This is a genomic window from Cupriavidus yeoncheonensis (assembly GCF_905397275.1).
Lineage (GTDB): Bacteria > Pseudomonadota > Gammaproteobacteria > Burkholderiales > Burkholderiaceae > Cupriavidus > Cupriavidus yeoncheonensis.
Map to the genome: position 1 here is coordinate 1 of NZ_CAJPUY010000010.1, position 15,918 is coordinate 15,918.

Below are 15,918 nucleotides of genomic sequence, written 5' to 3' on the forward strand. Positions count from 1 at the left end.
CTGTCGAGCTTCGCGGCGCCCGACGCACCGTGTTCAATGCGTCAGATCACCGTGGCTAGGGTGGAGCAGTTTGGGTGGCCATAAGTGGGGCACTTTGGGTGGCCGCCGGGGGGTGCTGCAAGCAATGCGTCCGTCTGGTGTGGCGGCGTCTTGAAGTCTTAGGAAAGCCGAGTAATTGCAATCAATCAGGTCGATCGGGGCACAACGGCTTTCGCCGCTCGCTCTGCAAAAACTCTCATCACCGAATGCCAGCCAGTACAGTATTAGCCCGCGCAAGTGCATAGCCTCAATGTGTGGACGGTCTACCGGCAATGTCGGCATCCGCTGCGTTGGATCTGACGGCAACAGGTCCGAGCGACTCGGATACTGTGGTTACAGCCCTGCGTTGGTATCACCAGGGTCAGTTGGCGGCTGTTCGAGCCGTTGGGCGTTGGTCCGTAAGGCGGGCAGGGAAGTGCCGACAGCGGGAATGAATTCCCCAAGTTCCCATTCGGGCCCCAGTGCTTGGGGAACTGGGAAATAGTTACTGGGCATGGGTTTCAGAGAAAAATATATAAAGCTCTCCCGATTCTCCTATCCCTGCGCCCTTGCTGCTTGAATTCCCTTATCCACGTGCGAGGAAAATGTAATCTTCAGGTATTGTGTCCTCCCCCTGGGGAACTGGGGGAGTTTTATCGAAAAAATCTCGCAAGCCCAATGCCGGCTAGGGATTCCCCGTTCCCGATCTTCTCAGCGAATTGAATGGGTACGGGGAATCTATTCCCTTTTTTTTTCGCTAGTCGACCAGCCGGTAAAAAATTTCCGAGCCCCGACCAGGCCCGGTGCGTTCCCGCTCTTCGATCAAGATGACGCCTGCCGATTCGAGATGCGCGATACTCCGCTTGAACCTGTCGGCGTCGAGCTTGGATTTGTGGAGTAAGGCGCTGTGAAACACGCGCTCCTCATCTTCCGCGATATGATTGAACTGTTTGTAGCGCAAGTCCCCGAATGGTTTGCGACCCTCGACAGCATCGCGCATGAGCGCCTCGATCTTCCTGGCATTCTTGATGACAGCGCTATCCGTCATCGTGTCAACGAACGCGAGCAGACATATATGAGAGTACCGCACGAAACGTAGCGCCCAATCGAGATGCGTGGCTGTCACAACCTGCACCTGATCCCACGCTGCCAATACTAGTGCGATACGCTTCGCCATTTCGACAGCACGACTGAGCAGTACGCGCCGAACCTTGTCCGCCTTCCGCGCGAGGTCGTCGTGTTCTACTTTGGCTTTAAGTTCAAGATCACGTGCTTCTGGCGAGAGTTCCACCGCGTTAACGCCGTCTTCCATCTTCAGCATGGTCGGGCCGAAATCATAGACGGACTTCGCTATCGCGCCGAGTGCCTCTTCGAGTTCGCCGTAGAGGTTACCCTGCTGCGGATACAGCTCCAGGGTCGGGAAGTCCCGACCCTGCACAATCAAGCACCGCCCGAGCAGGCCGGTATCGATCACACTGGACGAGATACCGCACATCTTCTCGCGGGTCGTGGTCCCGAAGAGCGTCACGAAGGGATGCAGCAGTATTTCAGACGGCTTCGTCGTGTCGGCAAGTACGCGGGTGGTGACGTAGCTTCGGGACGCGCTGAATAGCTCCAGCAAGCGCTTCTCGGCGCCCGTTTGATAGTCGGCGGCATTGGGGTTGCTGATTGCCCCGATCATGTGCGCCACTTCATCGACGACCAGCGACACGCGGCGCTCTGGGTTGTGCCTCAAGGATTCTTCTAGGCCCTGACCCGAACCAACGTTCGAGATTGCGTGACCGCCTGCGATTCTGACGAGCATCTTTACGAGGTCAAGGGGCGCATCTTTGCCCGATCCGCTGTCGGCCAGGCCAATCACGTACAGGTTGCCGCGCAGCCGGTCGGTGAGCGCCCAGCGACCATGGAGGCACGCCGACATTGCGGCAAGTGAGGCAGCTGTTGTCAACTCTGGTTGCTGGCGGTTCTGGTAGCGCAGAGACAGTTCGACAAGCTTCTCCATCGGGCCAGGAAAGGGGGCGGGGCAGGGGATGGCACTCGCAGCAGACTGTTGCGCCGCCAGAAGTTTCTTTGCGGCCCTCGCCGCCTTTTTCGCCTCCGCCTGCTGTTCGGGTGTTTCCTTGCCTGGGTCGGGCCAGCCGTTGTCGCTCGCTCTAACGTAAAGAGCATATGTGCCGGTCCCGCCGGACGGTTTGCTCCATGTGCTCAGCGCTTCTTTTTCACTGACGCCACCGGTTGCGGACCATGCAAGAAAGTCCGCTTGTGGCAATTTTGCCGCCTTGGCAGGCATGGCGAGACTTTTCCAGTCTTGAGGATCAAGCCACGCCAATGCGGACCGAGCCCGGTCGTGTCCGTCTCCCTGTGGGGTGTACTGCCATTTCGCGCAGGGTTGATGTACCTTGGTGTTGATTTGCGTTGTCGCAAGAACAGTGAAGCTTCCCATATCGGGAATCGTCATGGATGCCACTGCAGGGGCATCGGGGGTATCTGCAGGGGCTTTGTTAGCAGCGGATGTCATGCTCACATCCCCAACGACCATGACGGCCTTAGCCGGGGCGAGTTGAGTCACGGCAACCCCGTCGAGCTGGGTGCAAGCCTTTGCATCGATAATGCTCATTTTCCACCTCATAATCCAGTTGTTAACCGGGCGAGGCGCTACTACAATAGAAGCGCTTTACTTGCCCTCGCTAGGTATGTAGATAGCCCGGATGGCGCGTGTCTTCGCGATCCGGGTTTCTTTTTTTCTATCACAGCTAGTAGCTGCAATGTTTCTGCAATTTAGCTGCAGCGCAGTTACTTGCTGGACTCCAGATGCGCACGGATCGTGCTGGTAAGCCAATACGGGCTCTTGCCGTCGTAACCGTCAGGCTGAGGGATTTTCCCGAGGTGAAGCCACGTATGAAGGGTATTTGGCGACTTGCGGCCATACAGTGCCAAGAGGTTCGCAATGCGGAGCCTGCCCGGTTGATCTAATGTAATCAACGGCGCTTTCGGTTTGACGTGTCCGCTTCCGCGCTTTTTCTTCGGCTCGGGGGTCGGTTCAGCAGCAACCGGAGGAGCAATGGCTGTGGGCACTGCAGGTCTGTTCAAATAGGTGATGCCCATGATGTACGTCCATTCATGGCGCAACAATGTGCGCCGGCTAATTAAACCGGCGTTCATCCATCAAAGAGGGGAATTGAGCACCGGAGTGGGTTTCGCCGCCCCATTGCAGGACGACTATTGAATTCGGTTTGAAACGACCCACTCCATTGGGATGCGCATGCATCAGGCGCATTTATAGGATGCCATGTATCTGGCGCGGATGCAAATGGGGAAATTAATGGCTGGCTGTAAGTGCCGTCAGTACCACTACGTTATTGCTTGAGAGTGAGGCCAACCGTTGCCCGAGCAAGTCCCACGCTTGGCGCTTCTCATCGCGGTAGTCATGCACCTGATACGTGCGCCGAATCCGATTCTCGTCAGTGTGATTCAGGCATTTTTCTATGATGGCCGGCAAGATGCCGCAAGCTTGCATGAGCGTTGCCGCGGTGCGTCGCAAGTCATGAGGCGTCCATCGGCTGGCTCCTAGGGCGAGCGCATTTCGATGTGTTGCAGTCCGTTTGCTGTGTGGCGTCGTCCGGTCGTAGTACTTCAGTTGCCTATCGGACACCTGCTTCGTGATCCCCTTTAAGTCAGCGTGGCGATCACCTTTTGAAGCAGGCATAAGCCATGCGCTACTGCCCGACAGGGCAACCAATGTCCACATGTGCCCCAAGGCGAACGCGCTCAGGTGGACTACGTTCGGTTTACCGTTCTTTGAATGCTCGGATGGGATGACCCACGTTGCGGCATCCAGATCAATATCAGCACGCCTTGCCTTAATAATTTCACCAATGCGGCAGGCCGTTGCCAGCTGCAACCAAAGGGCGGCCTTTGTGCTGTCTGGCAGATTCGCGGCTTCGAGCGCGGAACGTAGGGCACGTAGCTCGGATTCGGTGAGTACGCGGTCGCGTTCGACTTCCGCGCCGCCAACGTGCTTCTTCTCAATGCCGATCGTCGGGTTGCCCGTCACGATCTCGCGCACAAGGGCAAACGAAAACAATTGCCGTAGCTCTGCGAGCAATCTGTTTGCCAACCGGTTCGCGCCCCTGGCCTTCACCTTGTCGAGTACCGCCATGATGTCGGCGCGCTTGATGTCGTCGGCGTGGCGGTCGCCGAGGACGGGGATCACATCCTTCTCGATGCCGCGCTTGGTCTCCGCGCCTTGATCCTTCCGGTTCGATAGCTCGGCTGTCACCCATTGCTGGTACACCGCGCGAAGAGTAGGGCGGGCGAGATGCTGTTGTAGCTGCGCGATCTTCGCCTGTTCCTCGGCGCGGGCTTCGAGCTTATTGACGCGCTTCCGTTCTGCAGGGTCTACACCTTGTTCGAGCAGGGAACGGGCCGCATCTCGCGCGAGACGAATGCTCTTCAGTGATACCGATGGCCACGTTCCGCATGACAGGTCACGGAATTTGCCATCGCGCTTGTACGTGTAGACGAAGGACACCGATACGGCGCCGGATACCTTCACACGAACCTTCCCGGTGAGGTTGCCGCCGTCGCGCAAGGTCTGGCCGTCTGCCTCGGCTTTCAGGGCTTTCAGCGCCAATTCAGTGAGTGCAGGCATTGCTTCTCCCGTTTTCCCCTACTTTTACCCCTACCGATCGGCAGGATTAGACTGGTATCAGTAGGCTGATACAGGAGATATCATATCGTTTAAATCCTTGTGTAACAAGGAGTTATGGGCGATAGAGAGGATTCCTTTGGGCGAGTTTGGATTTTGGAGAACCTTTATGGGGTGCAGGTGGTCGGAGGTTCAAATCCTCTCGCCCCGACCAGATAGAACCCGCTTGGCGTAAGGCCAAGCGGGTTTTTTACTTTCCAAGCGGGGTAGCGTTGCTACCCATATTTTTGGATGACATCCAATATTCAGGCAGCAGGAAGTTTTAAGCGAACGGTCGACACCGGCACCTCGCGCTGCTTGATGTAGCCCTCGGTGGTTGCGCGATCTGTGTGCGCACCGGCCACCTGCAGAGCCTCGATGTCGTACCCCGCCTTCTTCGCGTCCGCGAGCGCCTTGGCCCGGATGTCCTTCACCGTTTAATCCTTGCCTTCCACGCGCGCGCCAGCGCGTCCCGCCACGCTGCCGCAGTCTTCGGTTTCGCACGGCGGTCCACCAGCACGAAGTCATCAGCCAGAGCCTGCACCTTGATGCTGCGGCGTAGTTCTTTGGCGCGGCGTAGCACTTCCTCAATCTCTGGCGTGATGGGCCAATCCACCGCCTCGCCGCTGCTGTCCGCTGTCTTGCTGGGCACGAAGTGGATCACGCCGGCCTGGCGATCAACCTGCGACCAGCGCAACTCGCGGACGTCCGTCGACCGCTGGCAGGTGAGATAGCAAAGGTCGACGAAAACCTGCATCTCCGGTCCGGTCGGCACCTTGGCCGTCACCTCCTGCACCTCCCCTCGGACGGCCTTCTTGTACTTGTAGGCGGCCAGGGCGGCACGGATGGCAAGGAAATGGTCGTGCGGGATGTAAACCTTGCGCGTCTTCGGTTTCTTCAGTGCGACTTCACGGCACGGGTTGACGGTGATGTGCCGGCCCAGAACCACCCAGGCGAAAAACTTGGATAGCCATCCCTTCATGGCGGTCTGGGTCGGCAGCTTGTCCGGCCAGTTGCCCAGCAGGAAGTCCTGCACCGCACCGTGATCCACTTCTTCAATGCTGTGCTGGCGGAAGGCCTTGCGTACGTCCTCGCCGCGGCGGCACCATTCCTTCCGGAATGATTCGGCGTACTGCTTAGCGTGTTGCTCCATGTAGATGGAGACTAGGCGCGACATACTGCCCTCGTCGCCGTCGATCTCGGTCTTGAGCTTTTCCTCGGCCAAGCGCTCGAACATCCGCGTCTGGCCCTCGTCGACGCGGCACAGCTTGATCCACTTTTCGTCGGTGTTTCGGACCCAGAAATAGCTGTGGTGGGCATTCCCGTTTTAGCTATGTGGTGGGTATCGCAGTGAATGGCTCCGGCCGCTTCGTCTTCGCGATGTAGAGCGGATGCTTTGGGCTGCCGTCTTTGTTCAGCCCCAGGTGATGGAGCAGATTTCCACGCCCACACATCCTGATGATTCGTAGCAGCTCAACCGCGCGCTCGGGCGCGGCCTTGTGAGTACCCCAGGCGCAGATCACCATCGCGCAACGGTCGATGGCGTCCATGACTGCGCTGTTGGCGATGTCCTCACGGCCAATCGGAGCGGGATGCGTCAGTAGGCCATCCGGGTTGGTTGACCGCAGCGGGAACAGATTGACCACTTCCAGCCGCCCGTACTTTCCTGCCATGGCGTGCTGCAGACAGTGGGTGATCGTCGGGTCGTTCACCCCGTGGTCAGCCGTCGATGGGTTGAGCATGATAAAACCCAGCGCGGGGCGGGTCTCGTCCCAGACGCGCCAGAGGCGGTACCGGTACTGCTCGCAGTCGGAGAGGAGGCAGCCGGCCTCGCAGCCGAGGGTCTGGATGGTCAAGCGCTGCATGCTACGATTCTCCTCCCAAATGGAGGTGGCCATGACAATCGAAAGCTACCAGGGCTACACCGTCCGCGGCTTTGCGAGACAGTTTGCCGACGGATCCTTCGAGGCCTCCGGTGCAGTTGAAATAGATGGTCGCGTCTTGGACGGAGCGGACCCTTTGGGGTACTACCCGTCGTTCGCGCTGGCTGCGGCAGCGGGGATCGCGTGGGCGAAAGCCTGGGTCGATGATCACGGCTGAACCCTCCGAAATTCCACTACCCACACCCACGGATTGGCCTCCCGCGCGCCGGCGCGGGTGACCTGGTACGGCGAAGAGTATGGGGCGTTCTTTCGTCATGCTAGGATTCCTCGGAAACGATGGGAGGGCGCCATGTCGAGCCATGCCTGGGTCGAAGAAGGGGAGTACTACTGCCACTGCACGGTCTGGAAGTCGAAATCTGGAGCCTGGGAGGCATCGGTATTGTTCGAGCGCAGAATTGATCACGCAAACGAGTTTGTCCCCGGCTTGCGACACAAGATCAAGGCCGCGTTCAATGGCGAGGAAGAGGCGATGGCCGAAGCAATTGCTTACGCAAAGGCTTGCGTCGAGAACACTAAGACCGGCTTGTAGCCTCATGCGGCTACTCCAAATCGTCTCGATTCCTTCGCAGACCAACTCGCCATCCCAGGCACGTTGACGCTTACCAGTGCTGCCGCCATCGGTGGGCTGACGCTGTTGCCGCACATGCGAATCTGGGCGTGCTGTGGCAGGCGGTAAGCCTTCATCTTGCCGATGCACATCGGTGCCTCGCGTAGGAACGCAAGCGTAGGATCGGCGGGGTCAATAATCGGTGCGAAGACGTAGGTGCTCGGGAAGCCTTGGGCCTGATACAGCTTAGGCGGAACCAGCATGCGCATGCCGATGTCGGCTATCTTGAACTGCTCGCCGGCCACCATCACAAGGCCCAGTGGATCCACGTTCCACACGCTCTCACAGTGATGCTCAGTCTGCGGATGGTTCATGGCGTGCATCGCCACAGCCTCGGGGTCGCGGTTGATGGCGTTGTCGGAAGGGGAACTGGTCCCTGCATGCTGCGACCTCGCGCAGCGGGACACGATTTCTTACAACTGGGAGTGGCACCCGTCGGTATTCTTGCGGCAAATTCGCCAACTGCAAACGCAGGTCACCATGAAACCCCATCTCGTGCTCACCGTAGCCACGGCAGCACTTCTCACCGGCTGCGCTGTCGCCCCCTACGATGACGGCTACTACCACGGCGGATACTCGCGCCCATACTACGGTGGCGGTTACTCTGATTGGAGCGGTGGCAGATACCACGGCGGTAACCATAAATGGGACGATGACTGGAATCGTGGCTGGGACCGGGACGAGAAGCGCGGCAGGGGCCGCGATTGGAACGACGGTGACAACCGCGGCTGGAACCGTGGTGGAAATCAACGCGAAAACCGCGGTGAGAAGCGTGGGTGGAATCGCGGCAATGAGCGAGCGGAGAATCGCGGCTCGGACCGCCGCGCTGAGCGTGGCGAAGACCGAGGTAGTGGTCGTGGCGGCAACCGCGCTGATGACCGTGGGGGAAATCGCGGTGGTGACGGCGGTAGAGGTCGAGGCGGAGATCGCGGCAACGATTGACAGGCCTGGAGCGGGTGGATCAGCGCATTGCCCGTCTGCTGGCGCCAGACATCGCATCGGGTGCCACGAGCCTGGGCAAGAGGGGAGATCGCGTCTATTTGCTCTTCAGCAGCGATATGGGATTCACCGCCGGTAAGGCCGACATATTGCCGCAGCTCGCGCGGCAGCTCGACCAGCTTGTGACGGTACTGGGGGCTACTGATGATCTTGTCACCGTGATTGGACACACCGACGCTTCGGTGGGACAGCGGGGTGGTGGTGCGTCAAATCTTGCGTTGTCGCGGGCGCGTGCAATGGCGGCACGCTATCTGCAGGAACATGGTGCCGGACATGGCCGGATTTCGATCATCGGCCGTGGCGCGGCGGACCAGTCGGCGATAACCGGACCGAAGCTGGCAGGGCATTGAATCGGCGGATCGAGATTGTTATCGATCGAACCTCGGAGGCGGCACCATGAGCACGCCAAACGGCACGCAAGTAGGGGAATGTCGTCACGTGCAGTAGCATTCATGGCCGCGTTGCGCCACGTCCTCATTAATCCGCCAACGGAAACCCAAAGGCGTCATCGGCCAGATCGCGCTCGAACAACACCACCCAGGCGATTCCGTCCGTTGTCGCATATTCCTCGAACTGGCTGCCTACCACGCGCCCGACGCCGATGGTCCTTTGCGCATTGGCAGGGTCCTCTTGCATGCTGACCTCGAAATCTTCAGCGACAAAGCCATGCCGGCCACAGGCTGCTTCGAAAGCGTCCCGTTCCGCAGCGGACAGTTCGTAGTAGCGCTTCTGGACCATGGATATCTCCCGGGCTCTTTGAGGCATCGTAGCACGCAGGCGCGGAAACTCCAGTCGGCTTGCCGCGAGCGTTCACGCGGTGCGGCGCGCGAGTCCGTGGATGATTGCGGAATGCGCTGGAAACCGGTCCGCAAGGTCAGAAGCCTCTGCGAGTTCGAATTCACTGAACTCGAACCCGGGCGCAACAGTGCACCCGAGCAGGGAGAAATCCTCGGACCCTGACGACACGCGTTCGGCGGCAAACCAGTGGTTGGCGGGCACCATAGCCTGGAACACCGCGCCCGCATATTCAAGCGGATTGCCAAGGCGATGCGTGACAAGCTGGCCGTCTGCCGTCTGCCGTCAGTACATGGACATCGAGCGGCGTGCCGGCATGGAAGTGCCACAGTTCATCCGAGCGGATGCGGTGCCAGGCGGAGTAATCGCTGCCGCGCAGCAGGTAGTAGATAGCGGTCGACGCGCTGCGAACCCGGCCATCGCTGCATCGGACGTTCTCGTTGCTCCGGTAGGTCTCGCGGAAGTAGCCGCCCTCGGGATGGGGCTGCAGGCCCAGCGCGTGGATCAGTCGGTCGGCGGTAGTGTCGGCGTGCATGGTGTCGGTGTGGCTGGCGCAGGTCGGGGCGGTCAGAGCAGCGCGAACTGCGCGCGGTCGGGGCCGATGAGGGCTGGTCGGCCGACCGGGTATCGGTGGTGATCGCCGCTGGCGTCGAACGACAGGAAGTCGGGTGTCCAGCGCAAGCCTTGCAGGTACCGTAGCTCGATGCCCTGCACGACGATGGCGCCGTTGCCGACACTGACCTGCGCGCAAGTCAGGCGCATGTACTCCGCATCGTCACCGAAATAGTGGGCTTCGAGCAAGATGGAATCGGACTGATAGAGCGGCATGGCAGTGCCCTTATCGATACTGTATGGATGTACAGTATAAAGGCCAGGCGCGTCTGCGTCATTAGTCGGGGAAGTCAATGTGCCGGTGTGGCTGAGATGCCATCGCGCAGTCCGTATTCCCGCCATTGGTATAACCTGAACCACATGCTGGCAGGAATGCCGCTGCGCGTTGCTCGACGTACCCTGGGGGCTGCCATGGCGCATTGTCAAAGCAGGGCATGTTGGTTTGGGCTGGGCTTGCTGTCCGGTGCCGCGCTGGCTTGCCTCAGTACGTGGGCGGCGAAAAGCGCGCACCGGCAAGTGGGAGCGGGGGCGGCCGAAACCGCGCTCGCCGCACAGCAGCAGGCGCTGGAATCGGAGCCATTGCCTGAAGCGGCCACCGACATCATCGAATACCGTGGCTTCATGGTTCACGTGTTCTGTCACGCGCTGGGTGTCGGCCGGTTCAAGGCTGTGTGCGATATCTGGGAAGCGGGAGCAGTCGTGCTGGAAAGCGGTGCGCCGCCTGCTGCTTATCCGACGGCGGAAGAGGCGCGGCTGGCAACCATTGCCTGGGCACGCCAGTGGGTGCAGAACAATGGCTGAGTCGGGCTGCGTCGTTATGCCGGCGGTGAGGCCGCTCGATGGCCTTGCGGGCTGGCGGACTGATTGAACCCCTCGCATGTAGGGTAATTGCTGCGTCACTTCGCGCTCAAGGAGCCGCGTCACGGACCGTTAGACAGCCCATGGAAATTTCCGATCTCCCTCCCAATTCAGCCTCCAACGCCGACCTGATCGGCTGGGCAGGCGCGTCGCCCGAAGTCATTGCCAGGGTGCTGAATTCCGCGCTGTCTGCCCAGGACCTGTCGGGCTTTGCGGCGCTGCTTTCCGACATCGCCCGGGACCGGGGACTGAAGGGCCAGCGTGCGGCGCACCAGTCGATCTATGACATGCCGTACGCCAGCCTGCTGCCCAGGCAGAAGCACTTGCTCGCGGATGCCTTCGAACTGCTGGTGCTGCTCGGGATCGAGTTCCGCCCACGCGAGCCGGACACGGACGAAGACTGAGCGGCGCGGCCCGCCGCTTCAGCTTCGTTCCAGCATGCCGATCTCGCGAATGGCGACCGACAGCATCGACAGTCCCGTTGCGCCCGATGCACGTTGTTCAGTCAGCATGCGGGTGAAGCGTTCGAGCGCATTTTGCCGGCTCGCGCGCCAGGCATCGAGCAGCGCTTCGGCCGTGTTGTAGTCGCCGGACTGCGCCAGCACGCTGGTCATCAGCGCGCGCTTGAGCCGTCCCAGGTCATCGAGCGTGGAGGTGCGCGCCAGCAGGTCCCAATGCGTATCGGCGGGCAAAGCCTGCGCGCGTTCCCGCAGCCAGTTGAAGCTCAGTTGCGTGTCGAGCGCGAAGTAGACCCCTGCCACTAGCTCCAGCGGACGGTTAGAAGAAGCCGCCACTTCCGCGATATCGAGCGCGGCCGCGGAGATGTCGCGGCCAGCGACCTTCTGGGCCAGCGCCGGCTCCACGCCGGCATCGGCCAGGGCCTGCGTGCGCTCGGCCAACACCGCGGCGTCAGCCTGCGGCAGGACAGTCGGCAACTGCGGCGTGAGCCATTGCGCCGCTTGCGTGAAGCGTGCCAGGCCCGCTTCGGCGGTGCCGCCGGTACGCAGGTAGCGGATGAACCAGAGGCAGGCCCGCTCCAGCAACTGGCCGACGGCGCAGAACATCCGCGCCTGCTCGGCATCGGCCACGCGGTTGTCCAGTGCATCGATGTCCTGCCACAGCGCCGTCAACCCGAACACGTCGCGCGCGATCAGGCAGGCGCGCACGATATCGGCGGGGCGGGCATCCGTTTCCTCCATCATGCGATGCACGAACGTCGCGCCGATCCGGTTGACGAGCAGGTTGGTCAGGTGTGTGGCCAGGATCTCGCGGCGCAGCGGGTGGCGCTGCATGGCATCGCCATAGCGCTGGCGCAGCGGCACCGGGAAGTAATCGACCAACAGGTCCGCGAGCAGCGTGTCTTCGGGCACATCCGAGACGAGCAGTTCATCGTAGAGCCACATCTTGCTGTAGGCGAGCAGTACGGCGCGCTCGGGCGAAGTCAGCCCTTCGCCAGCGGCCTTGCGTTCGGCAATCTCTTCGTCGCCCGGCAGGAATTCCAGCGCGCGGTTGAGGCGGCCGGCGCGTTCGAGCCAGCGGATAAGTCGTGCTTCGCCATCGAGCAGTGCGCCGCTGCTGCGGCCTGCCACCGACAAGGCCTGGGTCTGGTAGTAGTTGTCCTGCAGCACCAGCAGGCCGACTTCGTCCGTCATCTCGGCCAGCAGCTTGTTGCGCTGTTTCTCGGTCATCTCGCCCTCGGCCACGACCTGGCCGAGCAGGATCTTGATGTTGACCTCGTGGTCCGAGCAATCGACGCCGGCCGAGTTATCGATGGCATCGGTATTGATGCGTCCGCCCTGGCGCGCGAACTCGATGCGGCCCAGTTGCGTGAAGCCGAGATTGCCGCCTTCGCCGACGACCTTGCAGCGCAGTTCGGCGCCGTTGACGCGCACGGCGTCGTTGGTGCGGTCGCCGGCCTGCTGGTGGGTCTCCTGGCTGGATTTCACATAGGTACCAATGCCGCCGTTGTAGAGCAGGTCCACGGGCGCCATCAGGATCGCGTGGATCAGTTCGGCTGGCGGCAGCGTACTGGCGGAGATGCCGAGCACGGCCTGTACCTGCGGCGACAGCGCGATGGTCTTGGCCGTGCGCGGGAATATGCCACCACCTGCGGAGATGAGCTTGCTGTCATAGTCGGCCCAGCTCGAGCGTGGCAGGGCGAACATGCGCGTGCGTTCCTGCAGGCTGGATACGGGGTCGGGATCGGGGTCGAGGAAGATATGGCGGTGATCGAACGCTGCCACTAAGCGGATATGCGGTGACAGCAGCATGCCATTGCCGAACACATCGCCCGACATATCGCCGACGCCGGCCACGGTGAAGTCCGTCGCTTGCGTGTCGATGCCCATTTCGCGGAAATGCCGCTTGACCGATTCCCACGCGCCCCGCGCGGTGATGCCCATCTTCTTGTGGTCATAGCCGACCGAGCCGCCTGATGCAAAGGCATCGCCAAGCCAGAACCCGTACTGGCCCGAGATCGCGTTGGCAAAATCGGAGAAGGTGGCGGTGCCCTTGTCGGCGGCAACGACGAGGTAGGGGTCGTTGTCATCGAGGCGGACCACGTCTGGCGGCGGCACGAGGGCGCCTGCGACCAGGTTGTCGGTCAGGTCGAGCAGGCCGCGCAGGAAGGTCTGGTAGCACGCGATGCCTTCCTGCAGGAACGCGTCGCGGTCCGTCGGCGGCGGTGGCCGCTTGACGACGAAGCCGCCCTTGGAACCGACCGGCACGATCACGGTGTTCTTCACCATCTGCGCCTTCATCAGGCCCAGCACTTCGGTACGGAAATCTTCGCGCCGGTCAGACCAGCGCAGGCCGCCGCGGGCCACGCGGCCGCCGCGCAGGTGCACGCCTTCCACGCGCGGGGAGTAGACCCAGATCTCCCACATGGGGCGCGGCTCGGGCAGGCCGGGAACCTTCGAGGGATTGAACTTGAACGAAACATAGGGGCGCGGCTGCCCGCCCGTATCGCGGTGGAAGTAGTTGGTGCGTACGGTCGCGTTGACCACCCCGAGGAACAGGCGCAGGATGCGGTCCTCGTCGAGGTTCGGGACCTGGTCCAGCGCGGTCTCGATGTCGGTCAGCAATTGCTGGCAGCGCGCCTCGCGTGTGGCGGCCGCGGCCGGGTCGAAGCGCGCGACGAACAGCGCCACCAGCCTGGTTGCAATCGCGGGATTGCCGGTCAGCGCGCGTTCGATGTACGCGTCACTGAAGGTCGAGCCGACCTGGCGCAGGTACTTCGCGTATGCGCGCAGGATAGTCACATCGCGCGCTGCCAGTTCGGCGCGCAATACCAGGCGATTGAGGTCGTCGTTCTCGATCTCGCCGTTCCACGCGCGGTTAAAGGCGTCTTCGAACAGCGCCTTGATCCGTTCGATGTCGAATTCGGCGCCCCCGGCGCTGTCAGCGATCTCCAGCCCGAAGTCATGGATCCAGACCGGCGCGCCGCTATCGGGCTCGATCAGGTAGGGCCGTTCCTCGTCCACGCGCACGCCAAGGTGTTCGAGCATCGGCAGGCTGTGCGACAGCGCGATCGGCTCGCCGGCACGGTAGACCTTGAAGCGGAACGCACCGGGTACCGCCTCGATCGGGCGATACAGGTTCATGGCGATGCCGTTGCCATTGCCGTGCAGAGCCTGGTCCATCAACTCGATGTCGCGCACGGCGGTGCGGGCCGGGTAGTCCTCGCGATAGCCGGCAGGGAAGGAGCCGCCGTACTGGCGCAGCAGGCGGTTGCCTTGCTCCTCGCCACGGCTTTCGTGCAGCGCCTCGGCCAGGTCGTCCTGCCAGCGGCGGCTGGCCTGGACGATGCGCGCTTCCAGTTCCTGGGTGTCAGCCTGCGGCATGCTGCCGGGCTCGCCGCGCACGGTGAGCTGGATGCGCGCGAGCGGCGATTCCGACAGCAGCGGCGTGAATTCGCAGGCGTTGCCGTGGAAGGCGCCCATCAGGATCTTCTGGATCTTCTGGCGCAGGTCGGTGTTGTACTTGTCGCGCGGGACAAAGACCAGGCAGGACACGAAGCGGTCGAAGCGGTCGCGCCGCACGAACAGGCGCGTGCGCTGATGCTCCTGCAGCCGCAGGATGCCGATCGCGATGTCGAACAACTCGTCTTCCTCGATCTGGAACAGTTCGTCGCGCGGATACTGCTCGAGGATGGTCACCAGCGACTTGTACAGGTGGCCCTTGGTCAGGAAGCCGGCGCGGTCCAGGATGTTTGCGCACTTGCGCCGCACCAGCGGAATCTCGGCGATCGGTGAGGTGTATGCGGTGGACGTGTACAGGCCCACGAAGCGGCGCTCGCCGAACAGCTTGCCGTCTGCATCGAGCAGTTTTACGCCAACGTAGTCCAGGTAGCCCGGCCGGTGCACGGTGGAGCGCGAATTGGCCTTGGTCAGGAAAATCGGCGAACTGCCCTGGATGATGGAGGTGGCCGCGGTCGGTAGCGGCGTCAGGTCTTCAGCTTCAGGCGGACGAAGGCTTTCGCGCAGGATGCCGAGCCCGGTGTCCGGCACGCCGCGCAGGAAATAGCGCTGGTCCTGGGAGATGAGCTGGTAGTCGCGCTGCCCGAGGAACGTGAAATGGTTGTCGAGCATCCATTGCAGGACAGCCCGGCCTTCGGTGTTTTCGGCGCTGGCGGCGTCGGGGATCCGGGCCATCGTGCCGATGGTGGCCTCGGTAATGTCGCGCATGCGTTGCCAGTCTTCGACGGCGGCGCGCAAGTCGCCGAGCACCCGCGCAATGCCGCTGCGCAACGCTTCCAGCCGCGCCGGCTCGCCGGTACGGTCCACCTCGAAATGGATGAAGGATTCCAGGTGCGATTCGGCGTCGCTGCCGGCACCGCCGAGTTCGATCCTTTCAATGCCGCCTTTGGCGCCGCGCCATACGCGGAACACCGGGTGAATCGCCGAGTGCAGCACCAGCCCCAACCGGTTGATCTCCATGGTCACGGAGTCGACCAGGAAGGGCATGTCGTCGTTGACGATCTCGACCACCGTATGGTCCGAGTGCCAGCCATGCTCTTCCAGGTTGGGGTTGTACACGCGGATGCGCGCGGTGCCTGGCACGAACTTCTGCGCGGTCTGCCAGTGCGCCATCACGGCGCCATACATGTCGGCGACTTCCCGATGGATCAGGTCATCGGAATCGGTCTGGTCGTAGTAATGGCGCAGAATCGGTTCGAGCAGCTCGAACCCCGCCGCGGGCAGCCGTTCCCGCGCGAACGCCAGCATCTCTTCCTGCAGGTGTGCGACTTTTTCTTCGTTCTCCTGCGGCATGGTGCCTCCTTGCGGTATCTGGCGCGGGCGGCCCATGCCGCTCGTCTGGACGCAGGCGGTGCATGTGCCGGTGCATGCTCATACTTTAGGAAAAAACTGCACGGTGCGAGGGGAAAGTCGTAGCGGCGG

16 protein-coding genes and 1 pseudogene are annotated in these 15,918 nt (G+C 61.8%); 6 read left to right on the forward strand and 11 right to left on the reverse strand.

Annotation, left to right across the window (positions count from 1 at the left end; translation table 11 throughout):
- Positions 1–775: 775 nt before the first annotated feature.
- From KHO22_RS14855 to KHO22_RS14875, 6 genes are all read right to left on the reverse strand, one after another.
- Positions 776–2,635, reverse strand: a complete 1,860-nt coding sequence (locus KHO22_RS14855) for a DUF3987 domain-containing protein (RefSeq protein WP_211947922.1) — start codon at positions 2,633–2,635, stop codon at positions 776–778.
- Between the two features lie 176 nt (positions 2,636–2,811).
- A complete protein-coding gene (locus tag KHO22_RS14860) occupies positions 2,812–3,123 on the reverse strand; it encodes a hypothetical protein (RefSeq protein ID WP_211947923.1) in 312 nt (103 codons plus the stop codon).
- Between the two features lie 214 nt (positions 3,124–3,337).
- Positions 3,338–4,669: a tyrosine-type recombinase/integrase gene (locus KHO22_RS14865; RefSeq protein ID WP_211947924.1), complete on the reverse strand. Its 1,332-nt coding sequence runs from the start codon at positions 4,667–4,669 to the stop codon at positions 3,338–3,340.
- A 302-nt stretch (positions 4,670–4,971) separates the two neighbouring features.
- Positions 4,972–5,139 (reverse strand): hypothetical protein, encoded by a 168-nt coding sequence (locus tag KHO22_RS32480; protein WP_230426881.1) that lies wholly within the window; start codon positions 5,137–5,139, stop codon positions 4,972–4,974.
- Positions 5,136–5,942, reverse strand: coding sequence for a tyrosine-type recombinase/integrase (locus KHO22_RS14870; protein ID WP_230426882.1), 807 nt, complete (start codon positions 5,940–5,942; stop codon positions 5,136–5,138). Before KHO22_RS14870 ends, KHO22_RS32480 begins: the two co-directional genes overlap by 4 nt.
- Positions 5,943–6,036: 94 nt before the next feature.
- Positions 6,037–6,570, reverse strand: coding sequence for a DUF1643 domain-containing protein (locus KHO22_RS14875; protein WP_211947925.1), 534 nt, complete (start codon positions 6,568–6,570; stop codon positions 6,037–6,039).
- 31 nt (positions 6,571–6,601) lie between these two features.
- Here KHO22_RS14875 and KHO22_RS14880 point away from each other — a divergent pair, with 31 nt between their 5' ends.
- A complete protein-coding gene (locus tag KHO22_RS14880) occupies positions 6,602–6,805 on the forward strand; it encodes a hypothetical protein (protein WP_211947926.1) in 204 nt (67 codons plus the stop codon).
- A gap of 132 nt (positions 6,806–6,937) precedes the next feature.
- Positions 6,938–7,177 (forward strand): hypothetical protein, encoded by a 240-nt coding sequence (locus tag KHO22_RS14885; RefSeq protein ID WP_211947927.1) that lies wholly within the window; start codon positions 6,938–6,940, stop codon positions 7,175–7,177.
- A 2-nt stretch (positions 7,178–7,179) separates the two neighbouring features.
- On the opposite strand, the gene KHO22_RS14890 is transcribed toward KHO22_RS14885, so the two are convergent.
- On the reverse strand, positions 7,180–7,569 hold the full coding sequence (locus KHO22_RS14890) for a hypothetical protein (protein WP_211947928.1): 390 nt from the start codon (positions 7,567–7,569) through the stop codon (positions 7,180–7,182).
- Here KHO22_RS14890 and KHO22_RS14895 point away from each other — a divergent pair.
- Together KHO22_RS14895 and KHO22_RS14900 are read left to right on the forward strand one after the other, a co-directional pair.
- Positions 7,568–8,197 carry a hypothetical protein gene (locus tag KHO22_RS14895; protein ID WP_230426883.1) on the forward strand — a complete coding sequence of 210 codons (630 nt, stop codon included), beginning with the start codon at positions 7,568–7,570 and terminating at the stop codon, positions 8,195–8,197. The genes KHO22_RS14890 and KHO22_RS14895 overlap by 2 nt on opposite strands.
- Positions 8,194–8,604 carry an OmpA family protein gene (locus KHO22_RS14900; RefSeq protein ID WP_230426884.1) on the forward strand — a complete coding sequence of 137 codons (411 nt, stop codon included), beginning with the start codon at positions 8,194–8,196 and terminating at the stop codon, positions 8,602–8,604. The genes KHO22_RS14895 and KHO22_RS14900 overlap by 4 nt, the downstream gene beginning before the upstream one ends.
- 127 nt (positions 8,605–8,731) lie before the next feature.
- Here KHO22_RS14900 and KHO22_RS14905 read toward each other — a convergent pair whose 3' ends face one another.
- From KHO22_RS14905 to KHO22_RS14915, 3 genes and pseudogenes are all read right to left on the reverse strand, one after another.
- Positions 8,732–8,992: a hypothetical protein gene (locus KHO22_RS14905; protein ID WP_211947929.1), complete on the reverse strand. Its 261-nt coding sequence runs from the start codon at positions 8,990–8,992 to the stop codon at positions 8,732–8,734.
- Positions 8,993–9,064: 72 nt separating this feature from the next.
- Positions 9,065–9,584 (reverse strand): annotated as a pseudogene (locus tag KHO22_RS14910) (cupin domain-containing protein).
- A gap of 32 nt (positions 9,585–9,616) precedes the next feature.
- Positions 9,617–9,877 carry a hypothetical protein gene (locus KHO22_RS14915; RefSeq protein WP_211947930.1) on the reverse strand — a complete coding sequence of 87 codons (261 nt, stop codon included), beginning with the start codon at positions 9,875–9,877 and terminating at the stop codon, positions 9,617–9,619.
- Between the two features lie 144 nt (positions 9,878–10,021).
- Here KHO22_RS14915 and KHO22_RS14920 point away from each other — a divergent pair, with 144 nt between their 5' ends.
- Together KHO22_RS14920 and KHO22_RS14925 are read left to right on the forward strand one after the other, a co-directional pair.
- Positions 10,022–10,462, forward strand: a complete 441-nt coding sequence (locus KHO22_RS14920; protein WP_230426885.1) for a hypothetical protein — start codon at positions 10,022–10,024, stop codon at positions 10,460–10,462.
- A gap of 140 nt (positions 10,463–10,602) precedes the next feature.
- Positions 10,603–10,923 carry a hypothetical protein gene (locus tag KHO22_RS14925; protein WP_211947931.1) on the forward strand — a complete coding sequence of 107 codons (321 nt, stop codon included), beginning with the start codon at positions 10,603–10,605 and terminating at the stop codon, positions 10,921–10,923.
- A gap of 18 nt (positions 10,924–10,941) precedes the next feature.
- Here KHO22_RS14925 and KHO22_RS14930 read toward each other — a convergent pair whose 3' ends face one another.
- A complete protein-coding gene (locus tag KHO22_RS14930; RefSeq protein WP_211947932.1) occupies positions 10,942–15,789 on the reverse strand; it encodes an NAD-glutamate dehydrogenase in 4,848 nt (1,615 codons plus the stop codon).
- Positions 15,790–15,918 lie beyond the last annotated feature (129 nt).